At 51.9% G+C, this 19,034-nt stretch carries 15 protein-coding genes; 10 read left to right on the forward strand and 5 right to left on the reverse strand.

What is annotated here, in order from left to right; translation table 11 throughout:
• Positions 1 to 2: 2 nt before the first annotated feature.
• Complete coding sequence (gene modC, locus G434_RS02025; protein WP_000891696.1) at positions 3 to 1,061, forward strand: molybdenum ABC transporter ATP-binding protein ModC; 1,059 nt, start codon at positions 3 to 5, stop codon at positions 1,059 to 1,061.
• Here modC and ybhA read toward each other — a convergent pair whose 3' ends face one another.
• A complete protein-coding gene (gene ybhA, locus G434_RS02020) occupies positions 1,062 to 1,880 on the reverse strand; it encodes a bifunctional pyridoxal phosphate/fructose-1,6-bisphosphate phosphatase (RefSeq protein WP_001309353.1) in 819 nt (272 codons plus the stop codon).
• Between the two features lie 154 nt (positions 1,881 to 2,034).
• Between ybhA and pgl the strand changes: the two genes are divergently transcribed.
• Positions 2,035 to 3,030, forward strand: coding sequence for a 6-phosphogluconolactonase (gene pgl / locus G434_RS02015; protein ID WP_000815435.1), 996 nt, complete (start codon positions 2,035 to 2,037; stop codon positions 3,028 to 3,030).
• 40 nt (positions 3,031 to 3,070) lie between these two features.
• Here the strand turns inward: pgl and G434_RS02010 are convergent, their stop codons facing one another.
• Entirely contained in the window at positions 3,071 to 4,024 is a 954-nt protein-coding gene (locus G434_RS02010) for a LysR family transcriptional regulator (RefSeq protein WP_000679972.1), read from the reverse strand.
• 183 nt (positions 4,025 to 4,207) lie between these two features.
• Between G434_RS02010 and G434_RS02005 the strand changes: the two genes are divergently transcribed.
• The 3 genes from G434_RS02005 (at position 4,208) to G434_RS01995 (ending at position 9,213) form a co-directional block, all read left to right on the forward strand.
• On the forward strand, positions 4,208 to 5,260 hold the full coding sequence (locus G434_RS02005) for a 4-oxalomesaconate tautomerase (RefSeq protein WP_000723651.1): 1,053 nt from the start codon (positions 4,208 to 4,210) through the stop codon (positions 5,258 to 5,260).
• Positions 5,261 to 5,335: 75 nt separating this feature from the next.
• Entirely contained in the window at positions 5,336 to 6,769 is a 1,434-nt protein-coding gene (locus G434_RS02000; RefSeq protein ID WP_001036475.1) for an anion permease, read from the forward strand.
• A gap of 182 nt (positions 6,770 to 6,951) precedes the next feature.
• On the forward strand, positions 6,952 to 9,213 hold the full coding sequence (locus G434_RS01995; protein WP_000593905.1) for a hydratase: 2,262 nt from the start codon (positions 6,952 to 6,954) through the stop codon (positions 9,211 to 9,213).
• Between the two features lie 140 nt (positions 9,214 to 9,353).
• Here the strand turns inward: G434_RS01995 and G434_RS01990 are convergent, their stop codons facing one another.
• The 3 genes from G434_RS01990 to bioA form a co-directional block, all read right to left on the reverse strand.
• Positions 9,354 to 10,637 carry a putative acyl-CoA thioester hydrolase gene (locus G434_RS01990; RefSeq protein ID WP_001091561.1) on the reverse strand — a complete coding sequence of 428 codons (1,284 nt, stop codon included), beginning with the start codon at positions 10,635 to 10,637 and terminating at the stop codon, positions 9,354 to 9,356.
• A 151-nt stretch (positions 10,638 to 10,788) separates the two neighbouring features.
• Complete coding sequence (locus G434_RS01985; protein ID WP_000767422.1) at positions 10,789 to 11,265, reverse strand: kinase inhibitor; 477 nt, start codon at positions 11,263 to 11,265, stop codon at positions 10,789 to 10,791.
• Positions 11,266 to 11,323: 58 nt separating this feature from the next.
• A complete protein-coding gene (gene bioA, locus G434_RS01980; protein WP_001309367.1) occupies positions 11,324 to 12,613 on the reverse strand; it encodes an adenosylmethionine--8-amino-7-oxononanoate transaminase in 1,290 nt (429 codons plus the stop codon).
• Between the two features lie 86 nt (positions 12,614 to 12,699).
• Here bioA and bioB point away from each other — a divergent pair, with 86 nt between their 5' ends.
• The 5 genes from bioB (at position 12,700) to uvrB (ending at position 18,903) form a co-directional block, all read left to right on the forward strand.
• Entirely contained in the window at positions 12,700 to 13,740 is a 1,041-nt protein-coding gene (bioB, locus tag G434_RS01975) for a biotin synthase BioB (protein WP_000951213.1), read from the forward strand.
• Positions 13,737 to 14,891: an 8-amino-7-oxononanoate synthase gene (gene bioF, locus G434_RS01970; protein ID WP_000118805.1), complete on the forward strand. Its 1,155-nt coding sequence runs from the start codon at positions 13,737 to 13,739 to the stop codon at positions 14,889 to 14,891. Before bioB ends, bioF begins: the two co-directional genes overlap by 4 nt.
• Positions 14,878 to 15,633, forward strand: coding sequence for a malonyl-ACP O-methyltransferase BioC (gene bioC, locus G434_RS01965; RefSeq protein ID WP_000246782.1), 756 nt, complete (start codon positions 14,878 to 14,880; stop codon positions 15,631 to 15,633). Before bioF ends, bioC begins: the two co-directional genes overlap by 14 nt.
• Positions 15,626 to 16,303: a dethiobiotin synthase gene (bioD, locus tag G434_RS01960; RefSeq protein ID WP_000044833.1), complete on the forward strand. Its 678-nt coding sequence runs from the start codon at positions 15,626 to 15,628 to the stop codon at positions 16,301 to 16,303. The genes bioC and bioD overlap by 8 nt, the downstream gene beginning before the upstream one ends.
• A 578-nt stretch (positions 16,304 to 16,881) precedes the next feature.
• Positions 16,882 to 18,903, forward strand: coding sequence for an excinuclease ABC subunit UvrB (uvrB, locus tag G434_RS01955; protein WP_000042533.1), 2,022 nt, complete (start codon positions 16,882 to 16,884; stop codon positions 18,901 to 18,903).
• The last annotated feature ends 131 nt before the right edge of the window (positions 18,904 to 19,034 follow it).

Consider the following 19,034-nt stretch of genomic DNA (forward strand, 5'->3'; position numbering starts at 1 on the left):
TCATGCTGGAACTGAATTTTTCCCAGACGTTGGGCAACCATTGCCTGACCATTAATGAAACGCTGCCCGCCAATGGTATCACTGCTATCTTTGGCGTCTCCGGTGCCGGAAAAACTTCGCTGATTAACGCCATCAGTGGACTGACGCGCCCGCAAAAAGGGCGGATTGTCCTCAATGGGCGGGTACTAAATGATGCCGAAAAAGGTATCTGCCTGACGCCGGAAAAGCGTCGCGTTGGCTATGTTTTTCAGGATGCGCGGCTGTTCCCGCATTACAAAGTGCGTGGCAATCTGCGCTACGGCATGTCGAAAAGTATGGTCGATCAGTTCGATAAGCTGGTGGCGCTTTTAGGCATTGAACCGTTGCTTGACCGTTTACCAGGCAGCCTGTCCGGAGGCGAAAAACAGCGCGTGGCGATTGGTCGGGCTTTGCTGACAGCACCGGAATTGCTGTTGCTGGATGAACCGCTGGCGTCACTGGATATTCCGCGTAAACGCGAACTGTTGCCTTATCTGCAACGGCTGACACGGGAAATCAACATTCCGATGTTGTATGTCAGCCATTCGCTGGATGAGATCCTCCATCTGGCAGACAGAGTGATGGTACTGGAAAACGGTCAGGTGAAAGCCTTTGGCGTGCTGGAGGAAGTGTGGGGCAGTAGCGTGATGAATCCGTGGCTGCCGAAAGAGCAACAAAGTAGCATTCTGAAAGTGACGGTGCTTGAGCATCATCCGCATTACGCGATGACCGCGCTGGCGCTGGGCGATCAGCATTTGTGGGTCAATAAGCTGGACGAACCGCTGCAAGCTGCGCTACGCATCCGCATTCAGGCTTCAGATGTTTCTCTGGTTTTACAACCGCCGCAGCAAACCAGCATTCGTAACGTATTGCGGGCAAAAGTTGTTAATAGTTATGACGACAACGGCCAGGTGGAAGTGGAGCTGGAAGTCGGCGGTAAAACGCTGTGGGCGCGTATCAGCCCGTGGGCCAGGGATGAACTGGCGATCAAACCAGGCCTGTGGCTGTACGCGCAAATTAAAAGTGTGTCGATAACCGCCTGATTAAATCAGGTGGCTATAAATGAACTGGGCAATGCTGTCGGTGGTGTTATCACCAATCACAATGTTGGCGCGCGCTTTTACCGCGTCATCGGCGTTGCCCATCGCCACGCCTGTACCAGCGGCTTCCAGCATACTGATATCATTAAAGTTATCGCCGAATGCCACGACGTTTTCCATCGACCAACCTTGTGCCTCAACCCATTTCGTCAAACGTTTACCTTTGCTGTTGCCGCCGCGTGCAATATCAACCTGATCGTGCCAGGACCATTCACACTCAAGTCCCAGTTCATGTTCGACATGCTTACCAAAATGCTGCAATTGCGGCAGGTCATCGTGCGTCAGGGCGAACTTCCATACGGCGTTAACTTGTTGCGCCGTTTCAGCCAGAGAAGCGACTTGTGTGAAAGTCGGACGCTGTTCCGGTGGCAGGGTTTGCGCCCAGTTAGACGTGCGAATGACATGCCCGGTCGGGTGCTCATAGACCATTGCATCATCGACATACATCAGACCGTGAATGTGGTGTTCATTCAGCATCTCAATGAGTTGCAGGGCTTTATTAACGGGCATTGGGTCCGCTTCCAGCACTGTTTTTGCATGATAATCATACAAATAGGTGCCATTACAGCAAATAGCAGGTGTATCCAGCGCCAGCGCCTGATAAAAAGGATGAATAGCGACGTGATGGCGACCTGTGACGATGATTAATTGATAGCCTGCTTCGCAAGCGCGGGCCAGGGCTTCTATCGATGATGGAAGCAAGGTCTTTTTCGGGGTCAATAAGGTGCCGTCTAAGTCGAGAGCAATCACGCGTGTGGTCATGGCGTATTCCAGATTAAGGTTAAGAATTTTCGTCTGCGCGAATGGTACACCGATACCACTATCGGACAAAATTCTGCGTTTTAATTCAGCATTCACCGCCAAAAGCGACTAATTTTAGCTGTTACAGTCAGTTGCTAAATGCAAAGGAGCATTCATGAAGCAAACAGTTTATATCGCCAGCCCTGAGAGCCAGCAAATTCACGTCTGGAACCTGAATCATGAAGGCGCACTGACGCTGACACAGGTTGTCGATGTGCCGGGGCAGGTGCAGCCGATGGTGGTCAGCCCGGACAAACGTTATCTCTATGTTGGTGTGCGCCCTGAGTTTCGCGTCCTGGCGTATCGTATCGCCCCGGACGATGGCGCACTGACCTTTGCCGCAGAGTCTGCGCTGCCGGGTAGTCCGACGCATATTTCCACCGATCACCAGGGGCAGTTTGTCTTTGTAGGTTCTTACAATGCGGGTAACGTGAGCGTAACGCGTCTGGAAGATGGCCTGCCAGTGGGCGTCGTCGATGTGGTCGAGGGGCTGGACGGTTGCCATTCCGCCAATATCTCACCGGACAACCGTACGCTGTGGGTTCCGGCATTAAAGCAGGATCGCATTTGTCTGTTTACGGTCAGCGATGATGGTCATCTGGTGGCACAGGACCCTGCGGAAGTGACTACCGTTGAAGGGGCCGGCCCGCGTCATATGGTATTCCATCCAAACGAACAATATGCGTATTGCGTCAATGAGTTAAACAGCTCAGTGGATGTCTGGGAACTGAAAGATCCGCATGGCAATATCGAATGTGTCCAGACGCTGGATATGATGCCGGAAAACTTCTCCGACACCCGTTGGGCGGCTGATATTCATATCACCCCGGATGGTCGTCATTTATACGCCTGCGACCGTACCGCCAGCCTGATTACCGTTTTCAGCGTTTCGGAAGATGGCAGCGTGTTGAGTAAAGAAGGCTTCCAGCCAACGGAAACCCAGCCGCGCGGCTTCAATGTTGATCACAGCGGCAAGTATCTGATTGCCGCCGGGCAAAAATCTCACCACATCTCGGTATACGAAATTGTTGGCGAGCAGGGGCTACTGCATGAAAAAGGCCGCTATGCGGTCGGGCAGGGACCAATGTGGGTGGTGGTTAACGCACACTAACCGCTGATTTACCCGGCGCAGTCTCTTCTGCGCCGGTGTATTAACCTATCTCCTGTAACGCATGTCTCTGGCGTTCGACGATATTGGTCCACAAATTGTCTTTATCGTCAGTCCACAAATTAATCAGCAAGGCAAAAAAGCGTTCAGCTGCCGGAGAAAGCACGGCATCTTTGCGGCGAATAATCCCCAATGTCCGACGTATAACCGGTTCCACCAGCGGGATACCAATAATCGAAGAATAGGGTGCATGGGGCATTGCCAGACCAGGAAGCGCCGAAATCCCCAGTCCCGCCTCCACCAGTCCTAATGACGTCGAAAGATGACGCACTTCGTAAAACCAGTCCAGCTTCCAGGGCTTGTCGGCCAGCTGTTGTTCTATCAACAGTCGGTTGCCGCTGGAGGAGCGTACGCCAATCATTTTGTAACCCACTAACTCCTGCCATTCAACAAGCTGCTTTTTGGCCAATGGATGGTCACGCCGACAGGCCAGCACGAACGGCTCGTTGACCAGTGGGGTAAAATCAATGGATGAATTTGTGACGTTGTTCATGTTTATGCCAAAGTCTGATTCGTTACACAGCACCGATTCCATGCAATTATTCGTGCCTTGTTCCAGAATCCGCACTTTAATATTGGGATACAGCTCATTAAATTTACCGATTGCCAGCGGTAAAAAATAAAATACTGCGGTCGGAATACACGCTAATGTCACCATACCACGATGATAAGCATTCATATCACGAATATTAAAAAGCGTTTCATCGAATTTCTTTATTAATTCCCGCGCCTCCGGGAGCAACCTTTTTCCTGCTTTTGTTAACGTAACCTTGCGAGTTGTACGCTCAAATAGTTGGATATGTAAATCTTCCTCCATCTTTTTTATTCTTCGCGTTAATGCAGGTTGCGTAATATTGAGTAATTTAGCGGCATTGTTAAATGAACTGGACTCTGCCAGTATGACAAATGCCTTCATACTTGATAATTCATGCTTCATTATTACTCCGGAAAATGGAAGCGTCGATTTTGGGTGGCTGGCCGTTAAAAATTTTAACTGCATTTAGCCAACTTAAATTAATGAAAAAATGTTATTAATCGTTGAGCTAAAGTCATTAGAGATGCTTTGCCCTTAATGTAACCATATCGCAATAAGTTATGTTTTTAAATTGAGGGCATTATTATGAAAAAAATACCCTGCGTGATGATGCGAGGTGGAACCTCGAGGGGCGCGTTCCTGTTAGCGGAACATTTACCCGAAGATCAAACGCAGCGCGATAAAATATTGATGGCAATTATGGGTTCCGGTAACGATCTGGAAATTGACGGTATTGGCGGCGGTAATCCGCTGACCAGTAAAGTCGCCATTATTAGCCGTTCCAGCGATCCGCGTGCTGATGTCGATTATCTGTTTGCTCAAGTTATCGTCCATGAGCAACGTGTCGATACCACGCCTAACTGCGGCAATATGCTGTCTGGCGTTGGGGCATTCGCCATTGAAAATGGTTTGATTGCAGCGACTTCGCCAGTTACCCGCGTACGTATCCGCAACGTCAATACGGGTACGTTCATCGAAGCTGATGTGCAAACGCCAAATGGTGTTGTCGAGTACGAGGGTAGCGCCAGAATTGACGGCGTACCGGGTACTGCCGCACCGGTTGCGCTCACTTTCCTGAATGCCGCCGGAACCAAAACCGGAAAAGTCTTCCCGACGGATAATCAGATTGATTATTTTGACGATGTCCCGGTGACCTGTATCGATATGGCGATGCCAGTTGTCATTATTCCTGCTGAATATCTGGGAAAAACAGGCTATGAATTACCGGCGGAGCTGGATGCCGACAAAGCATTATTAGCCCGCATTGAATCTATCCGTCTACAAGCGGGTAAAGCAATGGGCTTAGGCGATGTCAGTAATATGGTTATCCCTAAACCTGTGCTTATTTCTCCAGCGCAGAAAGGCGGAGCAATTAATGTGCGTTATTTTATGCCGCATTCTTGCCATCGCGCGCTGGCGATAACCGGTGCTATTGCCATTTCCAGTAGTTGTGCATTGGAAGGCACCGTCACCCGACAAATCGTCCCTTCTGTAGGATACGGCAATATCAATATTGAACACCCCAGTGGTGCGCTCGACGTTCATTTAAGTAATGAAGGTCAGGATGCCACGACGTTACGCGCATCTGTTATTCGGACAACCAGAAAAATATTTTCCGGTGAAGTTTTTCTTCCCTGAAAAAATTCGTTGTCAGGATAAGGACAATCAATAAAGGACTTCTGTATGAGTCATACAGAAAGAACAGGATTTTAAATGAATAAAAAATCGTTATGGAAGCTAATTCTGATATTAGCGATCCCATGTATTATTGGCTTTATGCCAGCTCCGGCAGGATTAAGCGAACTGGCGTGGGTGCTTTTTGGTATTTACCTGGCGGCCATTGTGGGGCTGGTTATCAAGCCTTTCCCGGAACCTGTCGTACTGTTAATTGCCGTTGCTGCCTCAATGGTGGTGGTCGGTAACTTATCCGACGGTGCGTTTAAGACCACCGCCGTATTAAGCGGTTACTCTTCAGGTACCACCTGGCTGGTGTTCTCGGCGTTTACCTTAAGCGCCGCATTTGTGACCACCGGCTTAGGTAAACGTATTGCCTATCTGCTGATTGGTAAAATCGGTAACACCACGCTGGGTCTGGGTTACGTTACGGTATTCCTCGATCTGGTACTGGCTCCGGCAACACCGTCTAACACCGCGCGTGCGGGCGGCATTGTGTTACCGATCATCAACAGCGTGGCGGTGGCTTTGGGGTCAGAACCGGAAAAAAGTCCGCGTCGTGTTGGACATTACCTGATGATGTCCATTTACATGGTCACCAAAACCACCAGCTATATGTTCTTTACCGCAATGGCGGGGAACATTCTGGCGCTGAAAATGATCAACGACATTCTGCACCTGCAAATTAGCTGGGGTGGATGGGCGCTGGCCGCCGGATTGCCGGGCATCATTATGCTGCTGGTCACCCCGCTGGTGATTTACACCATGTATCCGCCAGAAATTAAGAAGGTGGATAATAAAACCATCGCCAAAGCGGGCCTTGCCGAACTGGGACCGATGAAAATCCGCGAAAAAATGCTGCTCGGTGTCTTTGTGCTGGCGCTGCTGGGCTGGATTTTCAGTAAGTCCCTGGGGGTTGATGAATCCACCGTGGCAATCGTTGTTATGGCGACCATGCTGCTGCTGGGTATCGTTACCTGGGAAGACGTGGTTAAAAATAAAGGCGGCTGGAATACCTTAATCTGGTACGGCGGTATTATCGGCTTAAGCTCCTTATTATCGAAAGTTAAATTCTTCGAATGGTTAGCTGAAGTCTTTAAAAATAACCTGGCATTTGATGGTCACGGTAACGTTGCTTTCTTCGTTATTATTTTCCTCAGCATCATCGTTCGTTATTTCTTCGCTTCCGGTAGTGCCTATATCGTTGCTATGTTACCGGTATTTGCCATGCTGGCGAACGTCTCCGGCGCACCGTTAATGTTAACCGCGCTGGCACTGTTGTTCTCCAACTCCTATGGCGGCATGGTTACTCACTATGGCGGCGCGGCAGGTCCGGTCATCTTTGGCGTGGGTTATAACGATATTAAATCCTGGTGGTTGGTCGGTGCGGTACTGACGATATTAACCTTCCTGGTGCATATCACCCTCGGCGTGTGGTGGTGGAATATGCTGATCGGCTGGAACATGCTGTAAATATACTCGTCATACTTCAAGTTGCATGTGCTGCGTCTGCGTTCGCTCACCCCAGTCACTTACTTATGTAAGCTCCTGGGGATTCACTCGCTTGTCGCCTTCCTGCAACTCGAATTATTTAGAGTATATCCATTTATTATCTTTCTGCGCACTTCTCGGTGCGCAGATATCTGGAGCATTTGATGATCAAGTTATCTGAAAAAGGCGTGTTTCTCGCCAGTAATAACGAAATAATTGCCGAAGAACATTTCACCGGCGAAATTAAAAAAGAAGAAGCAAAAAAAGGCACTATTGCCTGGTCTATTCTCTCTTCTCATAATACGTCCGGAAATATGGATAAACTTAAAATTAAGTTTGATTCATTAGCCTCTCACGATATTACCTTTGTTGGTATTGTACAGACCGCTAAAGCGTCCGGTATGGAACGTTTCCCGCTGCCGTATGTGCTGACCAACTGCCATAACTCACTTTGCGCCGTCGGTGGCACCATTAACGGTGATGACCATGTTTTTGGTTTATCGGCGGCTCAGCGTTATGGCGGTATTTTTGTGCCTCCGCATATTGCGGTCATCCATCAATATATGCGTGAGATGATGGCAGGCGGCGGCAAAATGATCCTCGGGTCAGACAGCCACACCCGTTACGGTGCATTAGGGACAATGGCAGTCGGTGAGGGCGGCGGCGAGTTGGTAAAACAATTGCTTAATGACACCTGGGATATCGACTATCCGGGAGTTGTTGCGGTGCATCTGACCGGAAAACCAGCGCCGTATGTGGGGCCACAGGATGTGGCGCTGGCTATCATCGGTGCCGTGTTCAAAAACGGCTACGTCAAAAACAAAGTGATGGAATTCGTAGGTCCCGGTGTTGCTGCGCTCTCTACCGATTTCCGTAACAGCGTTGACGTTATGACCACGGAAACGACCTGTTTAAGTTCTGTCTGGCAAACCGATGAAGAAGTCCATAACTGGCTGGCGCTGCACGGTCGCGGCCAGGATTACTGCCAGCTTAACCCTCAACCGATGGCGTACTACGATGGCTGCATCAGCGTTGATTTAAGCGCCATCAAACCAATGATTGCGCTGCCGTTTCACCCGAGCAACGTGTATGAAATCGACACGCTGAACCAGAACCTGACCGATATTCTGCGTGAGATTGAAATTGAGTCCGAGCGCGTGGCGCACGGTAAAGCCAAACTCTCGCTGCTGGATAAAGTCGAAAACGGTCGCCTGAAAGTGCAGCAGGGGATTATCGCGGGCTGTTCTGGCGGTAACTACGAAAACGTCATCGCGGCGGCGAATGCACTGCGCGGTCAATCCTGTGGCAATGACACCTTCTCGTTAGCGGTTTACCCGTCATCACAGCCGGTGTTTATGGATCTCGCCAAAAAAGGTGTGGTAGCAGATTTGATTGGCGCAGGCGCAATCATCAGAACCGCGTTCTGCGGCCCATGCTTTGGCGCGGGCGATACGCCAATCAACAACGGTTTGAGTATTCGCCACACCACGCGTAACTTCCCGAACCGCGAAGGCTCTAAGCCAGCCAATGGGCAGATGTCAGCGGTGGCGTTGATGGACGCTCGTTCTATCGCTGCGACTGCGGCAAACGGTGGCTATTTAACCTCTGCCAGCGAACTTGATTGCTGGGACAACGTACCGGAGTACGCCTTCGATGTAACGCCGTATAAAAACCGTGTTTATCAGGGCTTTGTGAAAGGGGCGACCCAGCAACCGTTGATTTACGGACCGAACATAAAAGACTGGCCAGAATTGGGGGCGCTAACTGACAATATCGTCCTCAAAGTGTGCTCGAAGATCCTCGACGAAGTGACCACCACCGACGAACTGATCCCTTCCGGTGAAACCTCTTCTTATCGTTCAAATCCGATTGGTCTGGCGGAGTTTACCCTGTCACGCCGCGATCCAGGTTATGTTGGCAGAAGTAAAGCGACTGCTGAGCTGGAAAATCAGCGTCTGGCGGGGAATGTCAGCGAGCTGACAGAGGTGTTTGCGCGCATTAAGCAGATTGCTGGTCAGGAGCATATTGATCCGCTGCAAACTGAAATTGGCAGCATGGTCTATGCGGTGAAACCAGGCGATGGTTCTGCGCGTGAGCAGGCGGCGAGCTGCCAGCGTGTGATTGGCGGTCTGGCGAATATTGCCGAGGAGTACGCGACTAAACGCTACCGTTCTAACGTCATCAACTGGGGGATGTTACCGCTGCAGATGGCGGAAGCACCAACGTTTGAAGTGGGGGATTACATTTACATCCCTGGCATTAAAGCAGCGCTGGATAATCCGGGTACGACGTTTAAAGGTTATGTGATCCATGAAGATGCGCCGGTAACGGAAATTACGCTTTACATGGAAAGCCTGACGGCCGAAGAGCGCGAGATTATCAAGGCGGGTAGTTTGATTAACTTCAATAAAAACCGTCAGATGTAAAAAGCGCCATGTGAATGTAGGTCGCATTCGGCACTTATTGTCGGATGCGATGCTGGCGCATCTTATCCGACCTACAAATCGCATCGAACCGTAGGCCGGATAAGGCGTTTACGCCGCATCCGGCAAATAGTTAATAGCTCTTACTTCTTCGCCTCTGCAACCACTTTGCTACCCACGCCGCGGTTATTGTATTCCCACATGCGGTTGTAGTTAGTGTCATTCAGATTGCGTTGTATTTCGTCGTTATCATCAACGCTGCCGGTGTTACCCGCAAACGGACGATTAGAGATCACCGCATCAGCCCAGGGTTTGGCTGTGTTAAAACCTTCGTTGATGGCGCTATCACGGATCACCACCTGACCGTTGGTATTGGCATCAACATCCAGCGAGCGACCCAGTTGCGCCACGCCATCACCGGAAGCATTGAAACGGCTGTTTACGGCGAGGAAACCGTAATAGATGTTAGACAGCGTAGCCGGTGCAAACACATACGCTTCTTGCTGAGTACGTGAGTTCACCACGCGGAATTCGGTGTTATCGAACACCACTGCGCCGCGACCAGAAACGATATCCACATCCCCTTCAATGTAACTGTTGGTCACCAGAGTACGCGGCTGACGGTTGGTTTCCAGACGGTTTTGCACACCACTGTTGGTGACAAAGAAGGTATTCTGACGACCGAGAATGTTGACGTTATTGATCTGCACTTTGTCACCATCAGTACGCAGTGCCACCGCCGGATGGTTACCCGCATCTACGCTATCGCCCAGCGTGTTTTCGATGGTCAGATTTTGCAGTTGCAGGCCATTGTTTTGTGACCAGAAGACCGCAGAGCAGAGAACACCGATACTGTCGCTGCGTTTGCTCTGGCAGCTATCGTACATATACCACGCTGGTTTACCTGGCATATATTTGCCGCGCGGGTTGACGTCGTGACGCCAGTCGGCAGGGCTCATGCCCCCATCAAGGGAAAGCCCAATCTTCACATCAATCGGTTTTTCACCTGTACCGTACAGAGTAATTCCACCCGGAGCGGCAGGGACATACACCGTTCCCTGATACTCACCAGGCATCACGGCAATATACTGGCGCTTGTTGGTGCGCTTGATAATTGCCGCATCTACCGCCGCCTGAATCGTGGTATGCGTTACACCTTGAGTACCCGCCGGGCCGACAACAAAGTCAGGTTGCGCAGGCAGGGTAATCGGGGAAGGATTCCACGCTGCCGCACCTGGTGTCAGGGATGCAAAATAGTGTTGAGCATCGAAATTCTGCGCTTCTTTTGCCGACAGAATCGGGCGAGAAGAGGTACCAGGCGCGGTTTGATCAGAAGGACGTTGATCGGGCGGTGTTGAGCTACAGGCGGTCAGCGTCACGCCAAAAGCCAATGCCAGCGCCAGACGGGAAACTGAAAATGTGTTCACAGGTTGCTCCGGGCTATGAAATAGAAAAATGAATCCGTTGAAGCCTGCTTTTTTATACTAACTTGAGCGAAACGGGAAGGTAAAAAGACAAAAAGTTGTTTTTAATACCTTTAAGTGATACCAGATGGCATAGCGCCATCTGGCAGAGTGATTAACTAAACATCGCAGTAATCGAGGCGCTTGCCAGAGAATGGAAATGGACGTTAAACCCGACCATCGCGCCGCTGGCACCTTCATCGACATCAATACGTTCTACATCCAGCGCGTGAACGGTAAAAATGTAGCGATGGGTTTCGCCTTTCGGCGGCGCTGCACCATCGTACCCGGTTTTACCAAAGTCGGTACGCGTCTGCAAAACGCCGTCTGGCATTGCTACCAGACCAGAGCCAAACCCTTGCGGTAATACGCGGGTATCAGCGGGTAAATTAACAACTACCCAGTGCCACCAGCCGGAGCCGGTTGGCGCATCCGGGTCGTAGCAGGTGACAACAAAACTTTTCGTTCCCGCAGGAACATCATCCCACGCCAGATGCGGTGAAACATTATCGCCATCGTAACCCATGCCGTTAAAGACATGACGATGTGGCAACTTATCGCCATCGCGCAGATCATTACTGATGAGTTTCATGAACCCTCCTTTCTAGTTTGCAGAAAGTGTAGCCAGAAACCCTCACGCTGACTTCCCGTTATTGGCAAAAAAATGTTTCATCCTGCACCGCACGATTAACCGCTGCGGTCAGACGCTGCAACTGTTGCGGGAGAATAATATAGGGCGGCATCAGGTAAATCAGTTTGCCAAAAGGCCGGATCCAGACACCCTGTTCGACAAAGAATTTTTGCAGCGCTGCCATATTCACCGGACGAGTGGTTTCGACCACGCCAATGGCCCCTAGCACGCGCACATCGGCAACCATTTTGGCATCACGGGCTGGTGCCAGTTGCTCGCGCAGTTGTACTTCAATAGCCACCACCTGCTGCTGCCAGTCGCCAGATTCGAGAATCGCCAGGCTGGCGTTTGCTGCCGCGCAGGCTAGCGGATTGCCCATAAAAGTTGGCCCATGCATAAAGCAACCGGCTTCGCCGTTACTGATGGTTTCCGCAACCTCGCGCGTGGTGAGTGTGGCGGAAAGGGTCATTGTACCGCCGGTTAAGGCTTTACCGAGGCACAAAATGTCCGGCGCGATATCTGCATGTTCACAGGCAAACAGTTTGCCAGTACGACCAAATCCGGTGGCGATCTCGTCGGCAATCAGCAAGATACCTTCGCGATCGCACATTTTGCGGATTCGTTTTAACCATTCCGGATGGTAGATGCGCATCCCGCCTGCGCCCTGGACAATCGGTTCAATGATCACCGCCGCGATTTCATGACGATGCGCCGCCATCAGGCGGGCAAAGCCCACCATATCGCGCTCATCCCATTCACCATCCATGCGGCTTTGCGGGGCGGGAGCAAACAAGTTTTCTGGCAGATAGCCTTTCCACAGACTGTGCATTGAGTTATCCGGATCGCACACCGACATCGCGCCAAAGGTATCGCCATGATAACCATTGCGGAAGGTCAGAAAACGCTGGCGCGCTTCGCCTTTGGCTTGCCAGTACTGCAACGCCATTTTCATCGCCACTTCCACCGCTACGGAACCGGAGTCCGCGAGAAAAACGCATTCCAGCGGTTGCGGCGTCATTGCCACCAGTTTGCGGCACAGCTCAATGGCTGGCGCATGGGTGATACCGCCAAACATCACATGCGACATGGCATCAATTTGCGACTTCATCGCCGCATTAAGCTGCGGGTGATTGTAACCGTGGATCGCCGCCCACCAGGACGACATACCGTCAACCAGGCGTCTGCCGTCAGACAAAATTAGCTCGCAACCTTCGGCGCTCGCCACCGGATAAACCGGTAGCGGGGAGGTCATGGATGTGTATGGGTGCCAGATATGGCGTTGGTCAAAGGCAAGATCGTCCGTTGTCATAATCGACTTGTAAACCAAATTGAAAAGATTTAGGTTTACGAGTCTACACCGAATTAACAACAAAAAACACGTTTTGGAGAAGCCCCATGGCTCACCGCCCACGCTGGACATTGTCGCAAGTCACAGAATTATTTGAAAAACCGTTGCTGGATCTGCTGTTTGAAGCGCAGCAGGTGCATCGTCAGCATTTCGATCCACGTCAGGTGCAGGTCAGCACTTTGCTGTCAATTAAGACCGGAGCTTGTCCGGAAGATTGCAAATACTGCCCGCAAAGCTCGCGCTACAAAACCGGGCTGGAAGCCGAGCGGTTGATGGAAGTTGAACAGGTGCTGGAGTCGGCGCGCAAAGCGAAAGCGGCAGGATCGACGCGCTTCTGCATGGGCGCGGCGTGGAAGAATCCCCACGAACGCGATATGCCCTACCTGGAACAAATGGTGCAGGGAGTAAAAGCGATGGGGCTGGAGGCGTGTATGACGCTGGGTACGTTGAGTGAATCTCAGGCGCAGCGCCTTGCGAATGCCGGGCTGGATTACTACAACCACAACCTCGACACCTCGCCGGAGTTTTACGGCAATATCATCACCACACGCACTTATCAGGAACGCCTCGATACGCTGGAAAAAGTGCGCGATGCCGGGATCAAAGTCTGCTCAGGTGGCATTGTGGGTTTAGGCGAAACGGTAAAAGATCGCGCCGGATTATTACTGCAACTGGCAAACCTGCCGACGCCGCCGGAAAGCGTGCCAATCAACATGCTCGTGAAGGTGAAAGGTACTCCACTGGCAGATAACGATGATGTCGATGCCTTTGATTTTATTCGCACCATTGCCGTAGCGCGGATCATGATGCCGACCTCTTACGTGCGCCTTTCTGCCGGACGCGAGCAGATGAACGAACAGACTCAGGCGATGTGCTTTATGGCCGGGGCTAACTCGATTTTCTACGGTTGCAAACTGCTAACCACGCCGAATCCGGAAGAAGATAAAGACCTGCAACTGTTCCGCAAACTGGGGCTAAATCCACAGCAAACTGCCGTGCTGGCAGGGGATAACGAACAACAGCAGCGTCTGGAGCAGGCACTGATGACCCCGGACACTGACGAATATTACAACGCGGCAGCACTATGAGCTGGCAGGAGAAAATCAACGCGGCGCTCGATGCGCGGCGTGCTGCCGATGCCCTGCGTCGCCGTTATCCGGTGGCGCAAGGGGCCGGACGCTGGCTGGTGGCGGATGATCGCCAGTATCTGAACTTTTCCTGCAATGATTACCTCGGCTTAAGCCATCATCCGGACATCATTCGTGCATGGAAGCAGGGAGCGGAGCAATTTGGCGTCGGTAGCGGCGGTTCCGGTCACGTCAGCGGTTATAGCGTGGCGCATCAGGCGCTGGAAGAAGAACTGGCCGAGTGGCTGGGCTATTCGCGGGCACTGCTGTTTATCTCTGGTTTTGCCGCTAACCAGGCAGTTATTACCGCGATGACGGCGAAAGAGGACCGTATTGTTGCCGATCGGCTGAGTCACGCCTCATTGCTGGAAGCTGCCAGTTTAAGCCCGGCGCAGCTTCGCCGTTTTACCCATAACGATGTCGCTCATCTGGCGCGACTGCTTGCTTCCCCCTGTCCGGGGCAGCAACTGGTGGTGACAGAAGGCGTGTTCAGCATGGACGGCGATAGTGCGCCACTGGCGGAAATCCAGCAGGTAACGCAACAGCACAATGGCTGGTTGATGGTCGATGATGCCCACGGCACGGGCGTTATCGGGGAGCAGGGGCGCGGCAGCTGCTGGTTGCAAAAGGTAAATCCAGAATTGCTGGTGGTGACTTTTGGCAAAGGATTTGGCGTCAGCGGGGCAGCGGTGCTTTGCTCCGATGCGGTGGCGGATTATCTACTGCAATTTGCCCGCCATCTTATTTACAGCACCAGTATGCCGCCCGCTCAGGCGCAGGCATTACGTGCGTCGCTGGCGGTCATTCGCAGTGATGAGGGTGATGCACGGCGCGAAAAACTGGCGGCACTCATTACGCGTTTTCGTGCCGGAGTACAGGATTTGCCGTTTACGCTTGCTGATTCATGCAGCGCCATCCAGCCATTGATCGTCGGTGATAACAGCCGTGCGTTACAACTGGCAGAAAAACTGCGCCAGCAAGGCTGCTGGGTCACGGCGATTCGCCCACCAACCGTACCTGCTGGTACTGCGCGACTGCGCTTAACACTAACCGCCGCGCATGAAATGCAGGATATCGACCGTCTGCTGGAGGTGCTGCATGGCAACGGTTAATAAACAAGCCATTGCAGCGGCATTTGGTCGGGCAGCCGCGCACTATGAGCAACATGCGGATCTACAGCGCCAGAGTGCTGACGTCTTACTGGCAATGCTTCCACAGCGTAAATACACCCACGTACTGGACGCGGGTTGTGGACCTGGCTGGATGAGCCGCCACTGGCGGGAACGTCACGCGCAGGTGACGGCGTTAGATCTCTCGCCGCCAATGCTTGTTCAGGCACGCCAGAAGGATGCCGCAGACCATTATCTGGCGGGAGATATCGAATCCCTGCCGTTAGCGACTGCAACCTTCGATCTTGCATGGAGCAATCTCGCGGTGCAGTGGTGCGGTAATTTATCCACGGCACTCCGCGAGCTATACAGGGTGGTGCGCCCCGGAGGCGTGGTCGCGTTTACCACGCTGGTGCAGGGATCGCTCCCTGAATTACATCAGGCGTGGCAGGTGGTGGACGAGCGCCCGCATGCTAATCGCTTTTTACCGCCAGATAAAATCGAACAGTCGCTGAACGGCCTGCATTATCAACATCATATTCAGCCCATCACGCTGTGGTTTGATGATGCGCTCAGTGCCATGCGTTCGCTGAAAGGCATCGGTGCCACGCATCTTCATGAAGGGCGCGACCCGCGAATATTAACGCGTTCGCAGTTGCAGCGATTACAACTGGCCTGGCCGCAACAACAGGGGCGATATCCTCTGACGTATCATCTTTTTTTGGGAGTAATTGCTCGTGAGTAAACGTTATTTTGTCACCGGAACAGATACCGAAGTGGGGAAAACTGTCGCCAGTTGTGCACTTTTACAAGCCGCGAAGGCAGCAGGTTATCGGACGGCAGGTTATAAACCGGTCGCCTCTGGCAGCGAAAAGACCCCGGAAGGCTTACGTAATAGTGACGCGCTGGCGTTACAGCACAACAGCAGCCTGCAGCTGGATTACGCAACGGTAAATCCTTACACCTTCGCAGAACCCACTTCGCCGCACATCATCAGCGCACAAGAGGGCAGGCCGATAGAATCATTGGTAATGAGCGCCGGATTACGCGGGCTTGAACAACAGGCTGACTGGGTGTTAGTGGAAGGTGCTGGCGGCTGGTTTACGCCGCTTTCTGACACTTTCACTTTTGCGGATTGGGTAACACAGGAACAACTGCCGGTGATACTGGTAGTTGGTGTGAAACTCGGCTGTATTAATCACGCGATGTTGACGGCACAGGCAATACAACACGCCGGGCTGACTCTGGCGGGTTGGGTGGCGAATGATGTCACGCCTCCGGGAAAACGTCACGCTGAATATATGACCACGCTCACCCGCATGATTCCCGCGCCGCTGCTGGGAGAGATCCCCTGGCTTGCAGAAAATCCAGAAAATGCGGCAACCGGAAAGTACATAAACCTTGCCTTGTTGTAGCCATCCTGTATTTGGTTAAATTGCGAGCGAGATCGCGTCTTCGATTGACTGCAATTTAACCAATTAAATTCTAAAATAATCACGAAAAAAATTTTACTTCCGCATCATGCGATGTATGTGGGAATTGCCCAGGCGGCGGGGGATAGGGGCTGCAGACAGTTATCCACTATTCCTGTGGATAACCATGTGTATTAGAGTTAGAAAACACGAGGCAAGCGAGAGAATACGCGGCTTGCACGCGAATTGGCGTTAAAGACGGCTCAAAGAAATATCTTTTATTTTTTAACTGGTTAGATAATTGCAATGGCAGTCACTGAAGAGGCATCTCTTGCCATAAAACTGTCATCACTCATCTTGACAAATGTTAAAAAAGCCGTTGCTTTGGGGATAACCCGGTAAGGCCGGAGTTTTATCTCGCCACAGAGTAAATTTTGCTCATGTTTGACAGCGGAGTTTACGCTGTAACAGAAATATTATGGTGAGAAACTGTTTTTTTATCCAGTATAATTTGTTGGCATAATTAAGTACGACGAGTAAAATTACATACCTGCCCGCCCAACTCCTTCAGGTAGCGACTCATGAGTAAACCGTTCAAACTGAATTCCGCTTTTAAACCTTCTGGCGATCAGCCAGAGGCGATTCGACGTCTCGAAGAGGGGCTGGAAGATGGCCTGGCGCACCAGACGTTACTTGGCGTGACTGGCTCCGGGAAAACCTTCACCATTGCCAATGTCATTGCTGATCTTCAGCGCCCTACCATGGTACTTGCGCCCAACAAAACGCTGGCGGCCCAGTTGTATGGCGAAATGAAAGAGTTCTTCCCGGAAAACGCGGTGGAATATTTCGTCTCCTACTACGACTACTATCAGCCGGAAGCCTATGTACCGAGTTCCGACACCTTCATTGAGAAAGATGCCTCGGTTAACGAACATATTGAACAGATGCGTTTGTCCGCCACCAAAGCGATGCTGGAGCGGCGTGATGTGGTTGTGGTGGCGTCTGTTTCCGCGATTTATGGTCTGGGCGATCCTGATTTATATCTCAAGATGATGCTCCATCTCACGGTCGGCATGATTATCGATCAGCGCGCGATCCTGCGCCGACTGGCGGAGCTGCAATACGCTCGTAATGATCAGGCATTCCAGCGTGGTACTTTCCGCGTTCGTGGTGAGGTGATTGATATCTTCCCAGCAGAATCGGATGACATTGCACTTCGCGTGGAGCTGTTTGACGAGGAAGTGGAACGATTGTCGTTATTTGACCCGCTCACCGGGCAGATTGTTTCCACTATTCCACGTTTTACCATCTACCCGAAAACGCACTACGTCACGCCGCGCGAGCGCATCGTACAGGCGATGGAAGAGATCAAAGAAGAACTGGCCGCCAGACGCAAAGTGCTGTTGGAGAATAACAAACTGCTGGAAGAGCAGCGGCTGACCCAGCGTACCCAGTTTGATCTGGAGATGATGAACGAGCTGGGCTACTGTTCCGGGATTGAGAACTACTCGCGCTTCCTCTCCGGTCGTGGACCGGGTGAGCCACCGCCGACGCTGTTTGATTACCTGCCTGCCGATGGGCTGCTGGTGGTCGATGAATCACACGTCACCATTCCGCAAATTGGCGGCATGTATCGCGGTGACCGGGCGCGTAAAGAGACGCTGGTGGAGTACGGCTTCCGCCTGCCATCAGCGCTGGATAACCGTCCGCTGAAATTTGAAGAGTTCGAAGCATTAGCGCCGCAAACCATCTATGTTTCGGCGACGCCGGGTAATTACGAGCTGGAAAAATCGGGCGGCGATGTGGTGGATCAGGTGGTGCGTCCAACCGGATTGCTGGATCCGATTATCGAAGTGCGGCCAGTGGCGACACAGGTCGATGATCTTCTATCGGAGATTCGTCAGCGAGCGGCAATTAACGAACGCGTACTGGTTACAACTCTGACCAAGCGAATGGCGGAAGATCTCACGGAATATCTCGAAGAACACGGCGAGCGCGTGCGTTATCTTCACTCCGATATCGACACCGTCGAGCGTATGGAGATTATCCGCGACTTGCGTCTGGGCGAGTTCGACGTGCTGGTGGGGATCAACTTACTGCGCGAAGGTCTGGATATGCCGGAGGTTTCGCTGGTGGCGATCCTCGACGCCGACAAAGAAGGCTTCCTGCGTTCTGAACGTTCGTTAATCCAGACTATTGGTCGTGCGGCGCGTAACGTTAACGGTAAAGCGATTCTCTACGGCGATAAGATCACCCCGTCAATGGCGAAAGCGATTGGCGAAACCGAACGTCGTCGCGAGAAACAGCAGAAGTACAACGAGGAACACGGTATTACGCCGCAGGGCTTGAACAAGAAAGTGGTCGATATCCTGGCGCTGGGGCAGAACATTGCTAAAACCAAAGCGAAGGGCAGAGGAAAATCGCGACCGATTGTTGAGCCGGATAATGTGCCGATGGATATGTCGCCTAAAGCGTTGCAGCAGAAGATCCATGAACTGGAAGGGTTGATGATGCAACACGCGCAGAATCTGGAGTTCGAAGAAGCGGCGCAAATTCGTGACCAGTTGCATCAGCTGCGTGAATTGTTCATTGCCGCGTCGTGACAAGATGAAAAAGCCGGAATGTTCTTCCGGTTCAGATTAACGATCAAGTCAAAAAAGTGCTCGAACGGTCCCCTCGTCCCTCCGGGGAGAGGGTGAGGGGAACAGGTCGCATTGCACCAGAAGCCTGGTCA

This window comes from Escherichia sp. KTE172 (assembly GCF_000408845.1).
In the GTDB taxonomy this organism is placed as follows: domain Bacteria; phylum Pseudomonadota; class Gammaproteobacteria; order Enterobacterales; family Enterobacteriaceae; genus Escherichia; species Escherichia coli.

Excerpts from the sequence above, each read along its gene's own strand:
- modC (WP_000891696.1), top strand. The coding sequence starts at position 3 with ATGCTGGAACTGAATTTTTCCCAGACGTTGGGCAACCATTGCCTGACC.
- ybhA (WP_001309353.1), bottom strand. The coding sequence starts at position 1,880 with ATGACCACACGCGTGATTGCTCTCGACTTAGACGGCACCTTATTGACC.
- pgl (WP_000815435.1), top strand. The coding sequence starts at position 2,035 with ATGAAGCAAACAGTTTATATCGCCAGCCCTGAGAGCCAGCAAATTCAC.
- G434_RS02010 (WP_000679972.1), bottom strand. The coding sequence starts at position 4,024 with ATGAAGCATGAATTATCAAGTATGAAGGCATTTGTCATACTGGCAGAG.
- G434_RS02005 (WP_000723651.1), top strand. The coding sequence starts at position 4,208 with ATGAAAAAAATACCCTGCGTGATGATGCGAGGTGGAACCTCGAGGGGC.
- G434_RS02000 (WP_001036475.1), top strand. The coding sequence starts at position 5,336 with ATGAATAAAAAATCGTTATGGAAGCTAATTCTGATATTAGCGATCCCA.
- G434_RS01995 (WP_000593905.1), top strand. The coding sequence starts at position 6,952 with ATGATCAAGTTATCTGAAAAAGGCGTGTTTCTCGCCAGTAATAACGAA.
- G434_RS01985 (WP_000767422.1), bottom strand. The coding sequence starts at position 11,265 with ATGAAACTCATCAGTAATGATCTGCGCGATGGCGATAAGTTGCCACAT.
- bioA (WP_001309367.1), bottom strand. The coding sequence starts at position 12,613 with ATGACAACGGACGATCTTGCCTTTGACCAACGCCATATCTGGCACCCA.
- bioB (WP_000951213.1), top strand. The coding sequence starts at position 12,700 with ATGGCTCACCGCCCACGCTGGACATTGTCGCAAGTCACAGAATTATTT.
- bioF (WP_000118805.1), top strand. The coding sequence starts at position 13,737 with ATGAGCTGGCAGGAGAAAATCAACGCGGCGCTCGATGCGCGGCGTGCT.
- bioC (WP_000246782.1), top strand. The coding sequence starts at position 14,878 with ATGGCAACGGTTAATAAACAAGCCATTGCAGCGGCATTTGGTCGGGCA.
- uvrB (WP_000042533.1), top strand. The coding sequence starts at position 16,882 with ATGAGTAAACCGTTCAAACTGAATTCCGCTTTTAAACCTTCTGGCGAT.